At 68.3% G+C, this 13,745-nt stretch carries 13 protein-coding genes and 1 pseudogene; 4 read left to right on the top strand and 10 right to left on the bottom strand.

The genetic code is table 11. The features are described from left to right. Positions 1 to 90: 90 nt before the first annotated feature. The 3 genes and pseudogenes from UAA55_RS31370 to pdxH form a co-directional block, all read right to left on the bottom strand. Positions 91 to 955 (bottom strand): annotated as a pseudogene (locus UAA55_RS31370) (MBL fold metallo-hydrolase). Between the two features lie 216 nt (positions 956 to 1,171). Beyond that, positions 1,172 to 2,134: a cation diffusion facilitator family transporter gene (locus UAA55_RS20250; protein WP_322954957.1), complete on the bottom strand. Its 963-nt coding sequence runs from the start codon at positions 2,132 to 2,134 to the stop codon at positions 1,172 to 1,174. Continuing rightward, positions 2,131 to 2,727, bottom strand: a complete 597-nt coding sequence (gene pdxH, locus UAA55_RS20245; RefSeq protein ID WP_322954956.1) for a pyridoxamine 5'-phosphate oxidase — start codon at positions 2,725 to 2,727, stop codon at positions 2,131 to 2,133. The genes UAA55_RS20250 and pdxH overlap by 4 nt, the downstream gene beginning before the upstream one ends. Positions 2,728 to 2,984: 257 nt before the next feature. Here pdxH and UAA55_RS20240 point away from each other — a divergent pair, with 257 nt between their 5' ends. Continuing rightward, positions 2,985 to 3,458 (top strand): RT0821/Lpp0805 family surface protein, encoded by a 474-nt coding sequence (locus UAA55_RS20240; protein WP_088870945.1) that lies wholly within the window; start codon positions 2,985 to 2,987, stop codon positions 3,456 to 3,458. Between the two features lie 167 nt (positions 3,459 to 3,625). Continuing rightward, positions 3,626 to 4,519 carry a DnaJ C-terminal domain-containing protein gene (locus UAA55_RS20235; protein ID WP_322954953.1) on the top strand — a complete coding sequence of 298 codons (894 nt, stop codon included), beginning with the start codon at positions 3,626 to 3,628 and terminating at the stop codon, positions 4,517 to 4,519. A gap of 63 nt (positions 4,520 to 4,582) precedes the next feature. Here the strand turns inward: UAA55_RS20235 and UAA55_RS20230 are convergent, their stop codons facing one another. Genes UAA55_RS20230 through UAA55_RS20220 form a run of 3 tightly spaced genes read right to left on the bottom strand, consistent with a single transcriptional unit; the run spans position 4,583 to position 7,731 of the window. Beyond that, positions 4,583 to 5,578, bottom strand: a complete 996-nt coding sequence (locus UAA55_RS20230; protein WP_322954952.1) for an aldo/keto reductase — start codon at positions 5,576 to 5,578, stop codon at positions 4,583 to 4,585. A gap of 35 nt (positions 5,579 to 5,613) precedes the next feature. After that, on the bottom strand, positions 5,614 to 6,294 hold the full coding sequence (locus UAA55_RS20225) for a dienelactone hydrolase family protein (RefSeq protein WP_322954950.1): 681 nt from the start codon (positions 6,292 to 6,294) through the stop codon (positions 5,614 to 5,616). Positions 6,295 to 6,330: 36 nt separating this feature from the next. Continuing rightward, entirely contained in the window at positions 6,331 to 7,731 is a 1,401-nt protein-coding gene (locus UAA55_RS20220; RefSeq protein ID WP_322954949.1) for a YihY family inner membrane protein, read from the bottom strand. Positions 7,732 to 7,886: 155 nt separating this feature from the next. On the opposite strand from UAA55_RS20220, the gene fabI reads away from it, so the two are divergent. Together fabI and aroC are read left to right on the top strand one after the other, a co-directional pair. After that, positions 7,887 to 8,759: an enoyl-ACP reductase FabI gene (fabI, locus tag UAA55_RS20215; protein ID WP_198924784.1), complete on the top strand. Its 873-nt coding sequence runs from the start codon at positions 7,887 to 7,889 to the stop codon at positions 8,757 to 8,759. Between the two features lie 6 nt (positions 8,760 to 8,765). Beyond that, positions 8,766 to 9,845, top strand: coding sequence for a chorismate synthase (gene aroC, locus UAA55_RS20210; RefSeq protein ID WP_322954946.1), 1,080 nt, complete (start codon positions 8,766 to 8,768; stop codon positions 9,843 to 9,845). Positions 9,846 to 9,966: 121 nt separating this feature from the next. Here the strand turns inward: aroC and UAA55_RS20205 are convergent, their stop codons facing one another. From UAA55_RS20205 to pabB, 4 genes are all read right to left on the bottom strand, one after another. Beyond that, on the bottom strand, positions 9,967 to 10,416 hold the full coding sequence (locus tag UAA55_RS20205; protein ID WP_322954944.1) for a hypothetical protein: 450 nt from the start codon (positions 10,414 to 10,416) through the stop codon (positions 9,967 to 9,969). A 318-nt stretch (positions 10,417 to 10,734) separates the two neighbouring features. After that, entirely contained in the window at positions 10,735 to 11,196 is a 462-nt protein-coding gene (locus tag UAA55_RS20200; protein ID WP_322954942.1) for a spore coat protein U domain-containing protein, read from the bottom strand. 269 nt (positions 11,197 to 11,465) lie between these two features. After that, positions 11,466 to 12,269 (bottom strand): aminotransferase class IV, encoded by an 804-nt coding sequence (locus tag UAA55_RS20195; RefSeq protein ID WP_322954941.1) that lies wholly within the window; start codon positions 12,267 to 12,269, stop codon positions 11,466 to 11,468. Then, positions 12,266 to 13,738: an aminodeoxychorismate synthase component I gene (gene pabB / locus UAA55_RS20190; RefSeq protein WP_322954940.1), complete on the bottom strand. Its 1,473-nt coding sequence runs from the start codon at positions 13,736 to 13,738 to the stop codon at positions 12,266 to 12,268. Before pabB ends, UAA55_RS20195 begins: the two co-directional genes overlap by 4 nt. Positions 13,739 to 13,745 lie beyond the last annotated feature (7 nt).

The raw sequence follows: 13,745 nt of genomic DNA, 5'->3' as shown, positions 1-13,745 counted from the left end.
TACAGCGCGGGCGCCCGACCGGCAAGCGGGAAATAGACCCAGGAACTCAGGCCGATGGTCCTGGCCGGCGCCTGGCGTCCGGAAAAACGGCTAAGCCGCCACCACCGCGCCCTTTTTGGGCGCGGCCAGGGCCGCCATGTCCACCTGCATGCCCTCGCGCGCGGCGAAGCACCGCGGCCATTCCTGCTGCGCCTCGGCCTCGATGGCCTTCATGCGGACATCGTCATGGTCGGGATCGTGGTGGAACAGGCATAGGCGGCCCACGTCGGCGGCCCGGGCCAGGCGCACGCCCTCACGCCAGGTGGAATGCCCCCAGCCCCGGCGGCCGGCGAATTCCTCATCCGTGTAGGAACAGTCGTAAGCCACCAGGTCGGCGCCCTGGATCAGGCCCAGGACGTTGACGTCCATGCTGGTCCGGATCATGCTCGGTGTCCGTGACGTAACAGAAGCTGCGCCCGTCATAATCGATGCGGTAACCGGTGCCGCCGCCCGGATGGTTCAAACGGGCTGTGCGCACGGTGATGCCGTCGCCCAGATCCAAGGTGGCGCCGGGGCGGAAATCCTCGAACACCAGCGAGGCGCGCAGCTTCTGCAGCGGCACAGGAAACAGGCAGGAATCCATGGGTTTTTCCATGACGGACTGGATGCAGTGCGCCCCCTGGCAGTGGCCCGCCATCACCCGCATGGAAAAGTCGGTGCTGTAGCACGGCTCGAAAAATGGGAAGCCGTTGATGTGGTCTATATGGGTGTGGGTCAGCAGCAGCGTGACATCGTTGATGTCCCGCGCGCGCAGGCTCTTGCCCAGCGACCGCAGGCCGGTGCCGGCATCCAGTACGAGCGTCCGGCCGCCCGCCGTCACCTCGATGCAGCTGGTATTGCCGCCATACTCAAGATGACTGGCCATCGGACAGGGGACAGTCCCGCGGACACCCCAGAAGGTAACGGTGAAACCCATAAACCAAAGCCCCGAATTCCATCGCGGCCAAGCTAACCCCGCCTTAATCAGCGGTCTGTGACGCGTCGCACAGGACGGGCAGCGCTTGGGCACAAGTGCACAGGGAATGTCAAGTGATGTTCGCTCCGCGAACGCGCAACCACACTTTAAGGGGTACCCTTCCCAGCGGGAAAGCCCCCTTGAAATCATGCCTCAACCCCACGTCCCCAGCGGGTGTCAGCCGCGCCGGGGGCGCAGGCGGTGGTCCAGCCGCTCGTCATCGAGGCCGGCGGGCTCTTGGTGGATGGTAACCTCGGCACTGGGAAAGGCCGCGCGCACGGATGATTCGATCTCATCCGTGATGTCGTGCGCCTCCGTCAGGGTCAAATGGCTGTCGAGTTCCAGGTGGAACTCGATGTGTTGGCCGAGGCCGGTGGATCGCGTGCGCAGGTCGTGCAGGCCGCGCGACGCCGGGTGGGCGTTCACCAGGTCGACGACCCGGGTACGGTCCACGTCGGGCAGCTCGCGATCCATCAGCACGTCCAGCGCCGTGCGCGAGATGCCGACCGCCCCCCAGACCAGGAAGGTGGCGATGCCCAGGCCGAACAAGGGGTCCCAGAAGGCTTGGCCCGTCCAGCGGCCCAGCAGCAGCGAGACCATGACGGCGGCGTTCAGCAGCATGTCGCCGCTGTAGTGCAGGCTGTCGGCGCCGATGGCCAGCGAGGCCGTGCGGCGGACCACCCAGCGTTGGAACAGCACCAGCACGAAGGTGAGCGCGATGGCGGCCGCCATGACCCACAGGCCCACGCTGATGTCGCCCACCGGCCTGGGTTCGAACAGCCGGCCCAGCGATTCATAGCCCAGGAACATGGCCGAACCGACGATGAAGGCGGACTGGACCAGCGCCGCCAGCGGCTCCGCCTTGCCATGGCCGAAGCGGAAGGCGAAGTCCGGCGGCTTCAGGGCGCGGGCCACGCTGATGAGGGTGACGACGGAGGCCAGCGCGTCCACGCTGCTGTCGATCAGCGAGGACAGGATGCTGACGGAATTGGTGGCGAGGTAGGCGCCGAACTTGCCGGCGATGAGGATGGCGGCCACGGTGACGCTGGCATAGGTGGCGCCGCGGCGCCACCGTCCGTCGGCATCGCCCTCCCCCGCACCGTCGGGCGATTCCGCTTGCACCTTGGCCGACATGTTCATGGGTAGAGGCGTTCCGTCGTCCAGCCCTTGTCCTCAGCGTCCCGAGTATAGACCAGGCGGTCGTGCAGGCGGAACTCCCGATCCTGCCAGAACTCGATGCGCGCCGGCGTGACGCGGTAGCCGGACCAGTGCGGTGGCCGGGGGATGTCGCCCTCGCCGAAGCGCGCCGTCTCCTCCGCCACGCGACGCTCCAGGGTCGCCCGGCTGTCCAGCGGCTGCGACTGCGCCGAGGCCCAGGCGCCGATCTGGCTGCCACGCGGGCGCACGCGGTAATAGTCGTCCGCCTCCTGAGCCGTCACCGGGGCGACGCGGCCGTCCACCCGCACCTGGCGGCGCAGGCTTTTCCAGTGGAAGCACAGGCCGGCCACCGGGTGGGCGGCCAGTTCACGGCCCTTGCGGCTGAGGGTGTTGGTGTAGAAGACGAAGCCGCCGTCATGGAGGCCCTTCAGCAGCACGATGCGCACCGTGGGGATGCCGTCGGCGCCGATGGTGGCCAGCGACATGGCGTTGGGGTCGTTGGGTTCGGTCTGCGACGCCTCGTCCAGCCAGGACTGGAAAAGGACGTAAGGATCGGGTGCGACAACAAAATCCATGGTGGTAATCCGTGTCATAGATATGCCGGAATTGCCGCCTACCATACGCCACACTACATCCTTGTCCACGAAGGACGCCGCATGGACGACCCGCACGCCGTCATGCGATTTTGGGGTTGGTTGATTGCCCCAGGTCATTGGCGGCCACCCTGTTAAGGGGTAGGCGCGGGTATGGTCAGGGATGCGAGACCGGATTTGCGCAAAGCCAGGCCGCCAGGAAAGCGCGGCCACAGGAGAGGAAAGAAGGACTAACAACCATGAAGAAAGTCATCATCGCGTTGATGGCGTCCAGCGTCCTGTTGAGCGCGTGCGACACCACCGGGGGCAAGAACCAGACCGTGGGCATGCTGGGCGGTGCGGCCGCCGGCGGCCTGATCGGTTCCCAGTTCGGCCATGGCGGCGGCAAGCTGGCCTTGACCGGCCTGGGCGTCCTGCTGGGTGGCCTGGCGGGCAGTTCCATCGGCAAGCGCATGGACGATGCCGACCGCGCCGCCATGGAACGCAACACGCAGATGGCCTACAGCGCCCCCGTGGGCCAGCCCATCGTGTGGAACAACCCCAACAACGACCACCAGGTCATCGTGACACCGGTGCGCGACGGCACCCGCGGCGACGGCGCCTATTGCCGCGAATTCCAGCAGACCATCGTGGTCGGCGGGGAGAAGCAGCAGGGCTACGGCACCGCCTGCCGGCAGCCGGACGGGAGCTGGAAGATCGTCAGCGAGAACTGATCCCGCCGCCCCTTGCGGGCCTTGACGCGAACCCCTGGCCGCGATCTCGCGGCCAGGGGTTTGTGCATGGACCGCCCCGATCCCCGAAATAGCCGGGCCCCGCATGCTTGAAGCCGCGCGCGCGTTGCGCATATTGTGGGGGCAGACCGGCAATAGATAGTGCGACCATGCGCGATCCCTACCAAATCCTTGGCGTCGGCCGCAGCGCCAGCGCTGAGGACATCAAGCAGGCGTATCGCCGCCTCGCCAAGCAGTACCACCCCGACCTGAACCCGGGCCGGGCCGATATCGAGTTGAAGTTCAAGGAAGCCAACGGCGCCTACAGCCTGTTGTCGGACCCGGACAAGCGCGCCCGCTATGACCGGGGCGAGATCGACGCCAGTGGCGCCGAGCGGCCGGACCGCTCCTTCCGCCGCGCCTATGCCGGCGCCGGCCGGGCGGGCGATTTCGATTACGAGGACGATCCCTTCGCCGACATCTTCGGTGCCGCCCGCAAGCGCGGCGGCAGCGGCGTGAAGGCGCGCGGCAGCGATGTGGCCTATTCCGTCACCGTGCCGTTCGCCGAGGCCTGCCTGGGCGCCAAGCGGCGCCTGAGCCTGTCCACGGGCAAGAGCATCGACATCAACATCCCCCCCGGCACGCAGGACCAGCAGAAGCTGCGCCTGAAAGGCCAGGGTCTGGCGGGACTGGGCGGCGCCGGGGCCGGCGATGCCATTGTCGAGGTGCACGTCACCCCCCACCCCTACTTCGTGCGGCGGGAGGACGACATCCACCTGGATGTCCCCATCACCTTGCAGGAGGCGCTGCTGGGCGCCACCATCAAGGTGCCGACGCTGGATGGCGCCGTGCAGGTGAAGGTGCCCAAGCCCGCCAATTCCGGCACCACGCTGCGCCTGAAGGGCAAGGGTGTCGCCAATCCCGAGCGCGGCACCCAGGGCGATCAGTATGTAAAGCTGACCGTGGTCCTGCCCGAGCGGCCGGATGCCGAGCTGCAGGCCTTCATCGAGAAGTGGGGCAAGACCCACGAGTACGACGTGCGCCGCAAGGCCGGCCTGATCTGAGGCCGCCGCCTGAGGGAACAGCGAAAAGGGCGGGCCTCGCGGCGCCGCCCTTTTTATTCCAACTCAGCGATCCACCATCGCCATGGCGCGCTCGACATAACGGGGGCCGGCCACCTGGTAGGTGTCCAGCGCCGCGTCCAGGCGCGCCACATCTTCCGCCGACAATTTCAATGCATCGGCCGCCAGGTTCTCTTCCAGGTACTTGCGGCGCTTGGTCCCGGGGATGGGCACGATGTCCGGCCGCTTCTGCAGCAGCCAGGCCAGCGCCACCTGCCCCGCCGTGGCGCCATAGCCCTGGGCGACGTCGCGCACGAATTCCGCCAGGCGCATGTTGGCGTCAAAATTGTCGCCCTGCAGCCGGGGATCGTTCTTGGAGCGGTAGTCGTTCTCCGGATACTCCTCCGCCCGCTTGGCGATGCCGGTGAGGAAGCCGCGCCCCAGGGGGCTGAACGGCACCATGCCGATGCCCAGCTCGGTCAGCAGGGGCAGCACGTCCTGCTCCAGGTTCCGCTCCCACAGGGAATATTCGCTCTGCAGGGCCGTGACCGGCTGCACGGCATGCGCCCGGCGGATGGTGTCGCACCCGGCTTCCGACAGGCCGAAGTACAGCACCTTGCCCTCCTGGACCAGGTCCCGGACCGCGCCGGCCACGTCCTCGATGGGCGTGTTGGGGTCGACGCGGTGCTGGTACAGCAGGTCGATGCGGTCGGTACGCAAGCGCTTCAACGACGCCTCGACGACCTCGCGGATATGCTCCGGCCGGCTGTCGGTGCCGCTCAGCGGCCCCTTGCCCTCGCCGATGACGAAGCCGAACTTGGTGGCGATCTGCACCTGGTCGCGGCGGCCTTCCAGCGCGCGGCCCAGCAGTTCCTCATTGGTGTGGGGGCCGTAGACCTCGGCCGTGTCCAGGAAGGTGCAGCCCAGCTCGATGGCGCGGTGCAGGGTGGCGATGGATTCCGCGTCGTCCGGGCTGCCGTAGGCATGGGTCATGCCCATGCATCCCAGGCCCAGCGATGAAACCTCCAGGCCCTGCCGGCCCAGTTTGCGTCGTGTCAGCATGTCCAACTCCCGTTTGTATTCTTGTCGCGCCATCGTCACCGGCCGCTGTTGCCGCGGAAAAGATCCAGCGTGCGCTTGCGGGCCAACTGCGCGTCCTCAAGATTCGAGTCCGGCCGGCCGTCGTTGTTGAAGCCATGGCCGGAGTTCTCATAGATGTAGACCGGCACGTCCGGGTGCGCCTTCTGGAGGGTCGCCGCCACCTGATCGGCCGGGATGTGCTGATCCTTGCGGCCAAAATGACAGATGACCGGGCAGAGCGGCGTAAGGTCCACCAGACCGGCCATGCCGCCGCCGTAATAGCTGGACACCGCCGCCAGGCCCTGGACCGTGGCGGCCGCGCGCCAGGCGACGGTGCCGCCGTAGCAATAGCCCACCAGGAAGACGGGCCCCTTGGCCTTCAGCGCGTCGACGCAGGCCTGGATGTCGGCCACGGGGTTCTCGGCGCCGTTGGCCTGGGCGTACTGGCGGCCGACCGCGAAGCCATGCTCGTCATGCCCGGCTATGAAGCCCTTCTCCTGGCGGTCGAACATGGAGGGGGCGATGACCTCGAACCCCAGGGCGGCCCAGCGGGCCACGTCCTCGGCCACGTAGGAATCCAAGCCGAAAATCTCCTGGATGACGATGACGCCGCCCTGGCGCTCACCCTCCGGCTCGGCATGCAGGGCGGTGAACTCGAACCCGTCGATGGCGGAGCGCAGCGTGATGGTCGTGGCCATGTCGGCCTCCTGTCTGATGGAAAGACGTGTAGGGACTTAGCGTCCCGGGGGCTGGGCCGCCACCCGCATGCGCTCTTCCGCCGCGAGCTGGGCCGCCCCGGGCTGGGCAGTTCCGGGCTGGGGCGTCGCCAACGGGGCGACCGGCCCGGCGTCAGGGGCTAGCAGGTCGGCCAGGGGCGTGCCCATCGCGGCGCCGGCGTCGTGGCGCACCTGCTCGAAAATGCCGTGGACCTTGCGCTGCCAGGGCGCCTGGAGATGCCCCACGGACAGGAGGTCGCCCCACATGCCGAAGTCCAGCGCCAGGTACAAGTCGCTGAGGGTGGCGTCGTGCAGGTCGCGGGTGGCGACCCAGGCGCCGTCGGCGGTGCGGATGGTCCAGTTGGCGGCGCACAGCTGTTCCAGCATGCCGTCCACCGCCACCGCGCCCACCGGCACCCGGGCAATGACGTCGGCGCGCTTCAGGGCGTGGCCGTCGCGGGCGGCCAACATGAGTTCCCGCAGGATGGCCAGGGCCACCACCAGGCGCTGGGCCGGCGACAGGCCGGCGGGCCCCATCTCGGTGATGCGGCCGGAACGCCATTCGGGCAAGGCCGCCGTCACCTCCGCCCCGAACAGGATCAGGCACCACACCAGGTACAGCCACAACAGCACCGTGGGCAGTACCGACAGGGCGCCGTAGATGGTGGTGTAGGTATGGACCTGGCCGATGTAGAGGGCGAAGCCGACCTTCGCCACCTCCATGGCGACGCCGGCCACCACGCCGCCCACCATGGCGTCCTGCCAGCGCACCGGCCGGGTGGGGATGGCGAGATAGGTGAGGCCGAAGAAGGCCGTCTCCAGCAGGCCGGGCAGCACGCGGCGCACCAGTTCCACCACCACCGAGCCTTCGGCGCCCAGATAAGAGACGGCGACGGAGGACAGCGACAAACTGACGCCCAGCAGCAGGGGCGCCATGGTCAGCACCGCCCAGAAGGACAGCAACCGCACCAGCACCGAGTGCCGCTCACGGCTGCGCCAGATGGCGTTGTACGCCCCCTCGATGGAGAAGAAGAGCAGGATGGACGTGACCGCCAGGCCCAGCACACCCACCCCCGTCATGGTGCCGGCGTTGCTGACGAACTCATGCAGGCGGTCGTTCAGGTTCTCCCCCACCTGGGGCACCAGGTTCTCCAGCAGCAGCATCTCCGCCTCCGCCCGCAGCTTCTGGAAGGCGGGAAAGGCCTGGAAAATGGCGAAGCCCACGGTGAACAGCGGCACCACCGCCAAGAGGCTGGTGTAGGTGAGCGAGCCCACCGCCTGCAGGCAGTTGTCGCGATAGAAGCGGCGGACGGCGTAGCTGGTGACCCCGACGAAGGCCAGGACGAAGTGCTGCAGGGCATATGGCAGACGGTCGGTCAGCCGGGTCCAGGCCGTGGATTGGGTTCGCATTTCAGTCATGGGATCCCGCCCCCACCAAGGCTTCGAAGCGTAAAACTGCCAAGGGAAGACCTTTCGCGCGTGTATTCTAGGTGTGCGCAGATATAGGGCGCCCAGCCTTTGACCGCAAAACCGCTTCGTGTAGGATGCGCGCCTAATTTTCCGGAGAGAGACGGATGACCATTTCTACGGCAACCCCCGCCCCCGGGCCCGCCACTGGGACCCTGATGGCCGGCAAGCGCGGCCTGATCATGGGCGTTGCCAATGACCGGTCCATCGCCTGGGGCATCGCCAAGGCGGTCGCCGCCCAGGGGGCCGAGTTGGCCTTCACCTACATGGGCGACGCGCTGGCCAAGCGCGTGAAGCCCCTGGCCGAGCAATTGGGCGTGCCCCACGTCCTGCCCTGCGACGTCACCGACGAAGCCAGCATGGACGCGGTGTTCGCGACCCTGAAGGAGCAGTGGGGAACCCTGGACTTCGTGGTGCATGCGATCGGCTTTTCCGACAAGAACGAGCTGGACGGCCTGTACCTGAACACCTCCCGGTCTAACTTCGCGTTGACCATGGATGTTTCCTGCTACTCGTTCACCGCCATCGCCCAGCGGGCGGTGCCGATGATGACCAACGGCGGCAGCCTGCTGACCCTCAGCTATTATGGCGCCGAACGGGTGATGCCGCATTACAATGTGATGGGTGTCGCCAAGGCGGCGTTGGAGGCCAGCGTGCGCTACCTGGCGGCCGACCTGGGCCCCCAGAACATCCGCGTCAACGCCATCTCCGCCGGTCCCATCAAGACCCTGGCGGCCAGCGGCATCGGCGACTTCCGCGCCATCCTGAAGTGGAACGAGCTGAACGCCCCCCTGAAGCGCAACGTCACCATCGGTGAGGTCGGCAACTCCGCCCTCTATCTGCTGAGCGACCTGGGCAGCGGCGTCACCGGCGAAGTCCATCATGTCGACAGCGGCTACCACACTGTGGGCATGCTGGCGGTGGACAGTGCCGCGGAGACCTCGGCCCTGCTGCAGAGCCTGGTCAAGTCGGAAGGGTAAGCGGTCATGGCCGGTAACGGCATCGGAACGCAGTTCCGCTTCACCACCTTCGGCGAAAGCCATGGGGTGGCGCTGGGTTGCGTGGTGGACGGCGTCCCGCCCCTGATGGACCTGGACGAAGCCTGGATCCAGGGCTTCCTGGACCGGCGCAAGCCGGGGCAGTCGCGCTTCACCACCCAGCGGCGCGAGCCGGACGCGGTGCGCATCCTGTCGGGCGTGTTCGAGGGCAAGACCACGGGCACGCCCATCTGCCTGATGATCGAGAACGAGGACCAGCGGTCCAAGGACTACGGCGACATCAAGGACAAGTTCCGGCCGGGCCACGCCGATTACACCTATTGGGAGCGCTATGGCATCCGCGACTATCGCGGCGGCGGGCGCTCCTCCGCGCGCGAGACGGCGGCCCGGGTGGCGGCAGGCGCCGTCGCCCGCCGGGTGCTGGAGGCGGTGCCGGGTGGCGTGGCCATCCGCGGCGCGCTGGTGCAGGTGGGTCCCCACAAGGTGGACCGCACGCGCTGGGACTGGGATCAGGTGGACCAGAACCCCCTGTTCTGCCCTGACGCCGTGGCGGCGGAGGAATGGGCCGCCTACCTGGACGGCATCCGCAAGAACGGTTCGTCCGTGGGCGCGGTGGTCGAGGTGGTGGCGTCCGGCGTGCCGGCTGGCCTGGGTGAGCCCATCTACGACAAGCTGGACAGCGACCTGGCCCGCGCCATGATGACCATCAACGCGGTCAAGGGCGTGGAAATCGGCGCCGGCTTCGCTGTGGCCGAGCTGACGGGCGAGGAGAACGCCGACGAGATGCGGGCGGGCCCCGACGGCAAGCCCGTCTTCTTGTCCAATCATGCCGGCGGCATCCTGGGCGGCCTGTCCACAGGGCAGGACGTCATCGTCCGCTTCGCCGTGAAGCCCACCAGCAGCATCCTCACCCCCCGCCGCACCATGGATGTGCACGGGAACGAGACGGACATCCTGACCAAGGGCCGCCACGACCCCTGCGTCGGCATCCGTGCGGTGCCGGTGGGCGAGGCCATGATGGCCTGCGTGCTGGCCGACCATTGGCTGCGCTTCAGGGCTTACAAGTAGCGCCCTCAAGCGCCGGGCGGCGGACGCCGTCGCATCGTAGGGAAAACTTCTGAGCTGCTGTGAAAACGGCCCCGCCTGTCACCAGGCGGGGCCGTTTTGCTTGGAGGCGAACTCCGCCGGTTCACTTGCCGGCGATGGTGATGGTCAGGGTGTCGCTATAGCTGCCGGCGATGGCCTGGGCGTTGGCGGGCACCGTCACGGCGACGGTGGCGGTCTTGCCGAACTGGGCGTTGGAGCGGGTGACGTTCACGGTGCCGGTGCCGGACTGGCCGTCATAGATGGTGGTGTAGCTGACCGGCGGAACGGTCGGGCTGGTGCCGCGCAGGCTGCCGCCGTTGGCGGAGGCGACGGTGATGGTGTAGCCGGCGCCGTCGTTGCAGGTCTCGACCACGCTGCCGACCGTGACGTTGTTGGAACCGGCCAGGATGTTCAGCTGGGTCTGGGCATCGGTCACCGCCACCGTGCAGGTCTGGGCCACGGTGCCGCTCAGCTTGATGCTGCCCGAGGTGTCGGCCAGGGCCGGGACGGCGAACAGGACGGCGGCGATGGCGGCGGCGGCGAAGCGGATCATGACGAAGGTTCCTATCGGTTCGGCTGGGCTTGTTGCCCGTTTGCTTGATGCTTCCGTTATAAGCAATTCGAGTGCCACGCTCGCCATATGCTCGAGCCAGTTCGTTAACACATTGATATTGTTTGAGTATAAAGGACTAATCCCAATGCGGTCATTGACGCTAATGGAAGCGCCATTGCGATCTGCAATGTTCCATCTTTCAAATGTTCAGCAGAATCAATGCATTAGTATTTGCAGTCTGCCACCATACGGATACGAAAAAGGGCGCCCCGCGTGGGGCGCCCTCTTCCGAACCTGTGGGTGACCGTCGCTGGCGGCTTACTTGCCGGCGATGGTGATGGTCAGGGTGTCGGCGTAGCTGCCGGCGATGGCCTGGGCGTTGGCCGGGACCGTGACGGAGACGTTGGAAGTCTTGTTGAACTGGGCGCCGGAGCGGGTGACGGCGAAGCTGCTGCCCGAGCCGTTGGTGCCGTCGTAGCTGGTGGTGTAGCTGATGGCCTGGGCGCCGGTGGCGGAGGACTTCAGCGTGCCGTTGTTGGCCGAGGCGACGGTGATGGTGTAGCCGGCGCCGTCGTTGCAGTTCTCGACCACGCTGCCGACGGCGACGTTGCTGGAACCGGACAGGATGTTCAGGGTGGCGCCGGCATCGGTGACGGCCACGGTGCAGGTCTGGGCGACGGAGCTGTTCAGCTGGATGGTGCCCGAGGCGCCGGCGGCGGCGAAGGCGGGGGCGGCGGCGAACAGGGCGGCGACAGCGGCGGCGGCGGCGATGCGGATCATGATGAGGTTCCTATCGGTTCGGTGGGCGGCTTCAGCGGCCCCGGTTGGTTCATGCCTGGTTATAAGCACCCGCCGTGCCAACGCCGGGCCCGAACTGCCCACCAGCCACCAAAATCCAATGATTCCCGTGTCTTAAGGTGAATCACCACCCACACCAGCACTTAGTCCTTTGTCGTAAGCCTTGCGAGGTACGCCTTATTGATGCATCCAGCATCGCGCCCTAGGGATAGGGTCGCTCGCAATCATTGCATCATACTATGCAAAATGCATCAGGTGAGCCGCAGGGCCGCCGCCGCCATGGCACCGGGCCGGCCGTCGCCCACCGCCTGGCCATCCAGCGCCACCACCGGCCGCACCATGAGGCTGGAGGTGAAAAACACTTCTGTCGCGCGCGACAGGTCGGCCGGCGCCAGAGTCCGCTCCTCGCCCCCCAGGGCAGCCAGGACCGCCGCGCGCCGGGTACCCGGCAGGGCGCCGGACGGAAGCGGCGGGGTCACCAGGGCGCCATCCACCATCGCGAACAGCGTGGCGGCGGTGGCGCAGGCCACCTGCCCGGCGGTGTTGAGCAGCACGGCGTCGTCCGCGCCACGGGCCGTCGCCTCATTGCGCGCCAGGATTTGGTCCAGGTAGTTCAGGCATTTGACGCCGCTGAGGGGCGAATGCTCATTGCGGCGGGTGACGGTCGCGGTCACCACCCGTGCGGGCGGCAGCGGGGTGCCGGCGGGCGCGGCCGTGACCAGCAGGGTGGGCGCCGGAACGGCCGGGCGGGGCAAGCCGCGGGCGCCCGGCCCGGCGCTGACCGTCAAGCGCAGCGCACCGTCCGTGAGGTCGTTCGCGACGGCCGTGTCGGCCAGGGCGGCCGCCAGGATGGCCGGCGGCGGCAGGGGCAGGCCCAGCACGGTCGCCCCCCGGACCAGACGGGACAGGTGGGCGTCCAGCCGCACCACGGCCCCGTCCCGCCAGCACAACGTCTCAAACAACCCGTCACCCAGCAGGAAGCCCCGATCGGCCACGCCAATTCCGGCGGATGCCGCCGGCAGCAGGGCGCCATTCAGCCAGACCAGGCCCGTCATGCCGCCTCGCTTCCCGGTTCCGGCCCGGCCATCACCCCAGGCGGCGGCCAAGCCATGGCCGGGTCCAGCGCCGTCAGCAGGGCATGCGCCTTGACTAGGCTTTCCTCATATTCCGCCGCCGGGTCGCTGTCGGCGACGATGCCGCCACCGGCCTGCACCATCACCTGTCCCGCCGCCATGGCCAGGGTGCGGATGATGATGCTGCTGTCCATGGCGCCGTCCCAGCCCAGCCACAGGACGGATCCGCAATAGGGCCCGCGCCGCGCCGGCTCCAGCTCATGGATGATCTCCATGGCGCGGATCTTGGGTGCCCCGGTGATGGAGCCGCCGGGGAAGGTGGCGCGCAGCAGGTCGATGGCGCCCAAACCCGGCGCCAGCCGCGCCGTCACAACGCTGACCAGGTGATGCACGGTGCGGTAGCTTTCCAGCCCGCACAGCGTGGGCACGGTGACGGAGCCGACCACCGCCACGCGCGACAGGTCGTTGCGCATCAAATCGACGATCATCAGGTTTTCCGCCCGGTCCTTGGCCGAGGCCACCAGCTCCGCCGCCAAGGCGGCGTCCCGGGCGGGATCGGTGTTGCGGGGCCGCGTGCCTTTGATGGGCCGCGTCTCCACCCGCCCCTCCGCGTCCACCGCCAGGAAGCGTTCGGGTGACACGGATACCACAGCGCGGGCGTCTCCCCCTTTTGGACCCAGGTCCAGCAGGGCGGAAAAGGGAGCCGCGGCGCGGGCGCGGAGACGGAGATAGAGGTCCAGCGGCGCCACGCCCAGCGCCAGCGTGCCCAGGAAGCGCTGGGTGATGTTGGCCTGGTAGATGTCGCCGGCGGCGATGTAGTCCACCGTGCGGGCCACGGCGGCCTCATGATCCGCCCGGCTCCATCCCGCGCGCCAGCCGGGGGCGGCCAGCCACGGCCCCTCCCCCGCCGTCACCGCCGGGCGTGGGGTCGCCAACAGGTCGCGCCACTCCTCCGCTTCCGCCCAACGGGAAGACAGGACCCAGGCGCGGCCGGCGGCGTGGTCGATGGCGACGATGCGGTCGTAGAAGCCCACCGCCATGTCCGGCAGGCCGATGCCCTCGGCCCGGGGGGCCGGCAGCGTCTCCAGCTGGCCGCCCAGCTCATAGCCCAGGAACCCCACCGCCCCACCCCGGAAGGGCGGCAGGCCATCGGGCACCGGCGCGTCCCCCAGCCGGGCACGGCCGGCCTTCAGCAGGGCGCCCAGCGTGTCCAGGGCGTCCGCCCCCGCCGGCCGGCCGTCCACGGTGACAACGCCATCCGCGCACTCCACCCAGGCGTAGGGGGCGGCGCCGACATAGCTGTAGCGGGCGCGGGCGGCGGCGGCGGCGCCACCGTCCAGCAGGAAGGGCCGGGGCAGATGGGCCAGCCGGGCATAGGCCGCCACCGGGTCGGGCGGCGGGATTTCCAGCGCGACGATGCCGCCGGGCGATGCGGGATGGGGGGGCGTCATGAGCGCG

This window comes from Nitrospirillum guanabarense (genome assembly GCF_034653355.1).
Taxonomy (GTDB): Bacteria; Pseudomonadota; Alphaproteobacteria; order Azospirillales; family Azospirillaceae; genus Nitrospirillum.
The sequence above is the reverse complement of the archived record's forward strand: the minus strand, read 5'-3'. Positions and strand labels throughout refer to the sequence as shown.

What these genes read in the sequence shown, in the direction of transcription:
- UAA55_RS20250 (WP_322954957.1), bottom strand. Translation starts at nt 2,134, where the DNA reads ATGAACATGTCGGCCAAGGTGCAAGCGGAATCGCCCGACGGTGCGGGG.
- pdxH (WP_322954956.1), bottom strand. Translation starts at nt 2,727, where the DNA reads ATGGATTTTGTTGTCGCACCCGATCCTTACGTCCTTTTCCAGTCCTGG.
- UAA55_RS20240 (WP_088870945.1), top strand. Translation starts at nt 2,985, where the DNA reads ATGAAGAAAGTCATCATCGCGTTGATGGCGTCCAGCGTCCTGTTGAGC.
- UAA55_RS20235 (WP_322954953.1), top strand. Translation starts at nt 3,626, where the DNA reads ATGCGCGATCCCTACCAAATCCTTGGCGTCGGCCGCAGCGCCAGCGCT.
- UAA55_RS20230 (WP_322954952.1), bottom strand. Translation starts at nt 5,578, where the DNA reads ATGCTGACACGACGCAAACTGGGCCGGCAGGGCCTGGAGGTTTCATCG.
- UAA55_RS20225 (WP_322954950.1), bottom strand. Translation starts at nt 6,294, where the DNA reads ATGGCCACGACCATCACGCTGCGCTCCGCCATCGACGGGTTCGAGTTC.
- UAA55_RS20220 (WP_322954949.1), bottom strand. Translation starts at nt 7,731, where the DNA reads ATGACTGAAATGCGAACCCAATCCACGGCCTGGACCCGGCTGACCGAC.
- fabI (WP_198924784.1), top strand. Translation starts at nt 7,887, where the DNA reads ATGACCATTTCTACGGCAACCCCCGCCCCCGGGCCCGCCACTGGGACC.
- aroC (WP_322954946.1), top strand. Translation starts at nt 8,766, where the DNA reads ATGGCCGGTAACGGCATCGGAACGCAGTTCCGCTTCACCACCTTCGGC.
- UAA55_RS20205 (WP_322954944.1), bottom strand. Translation starts at nt 10,416, where the DNA reads ATGATCCGCTTCGCCGCCGCCGCCATCGCCGCCGTCCTGTTCGCCGTC.
- UAA55_RS20200 (WP_322954942.1), bottom strand. Translation starts at nt 11,196, where the DNA reads ATGATCCGCATCGCCGCCGCCGCCGCTGTCGCCGCCCTGTTCGCCGCC.
- UAA55_RS20195 (WP_322954941.1), bottom strand. Translation starts at nt 12,269, where the DNA reads ATGACGGGCCTGGTCTGGCTGAATGGCGCCCTGCTGCCGGCGGCATCC.
- pabB (WP_322954940.1), bottom strand. Translation starts at nt 13,738, where the DNA reads ATGACGCCCCCCCATCCCGCATCGCCCGGCGGCATCGTCGCGCTGGAA.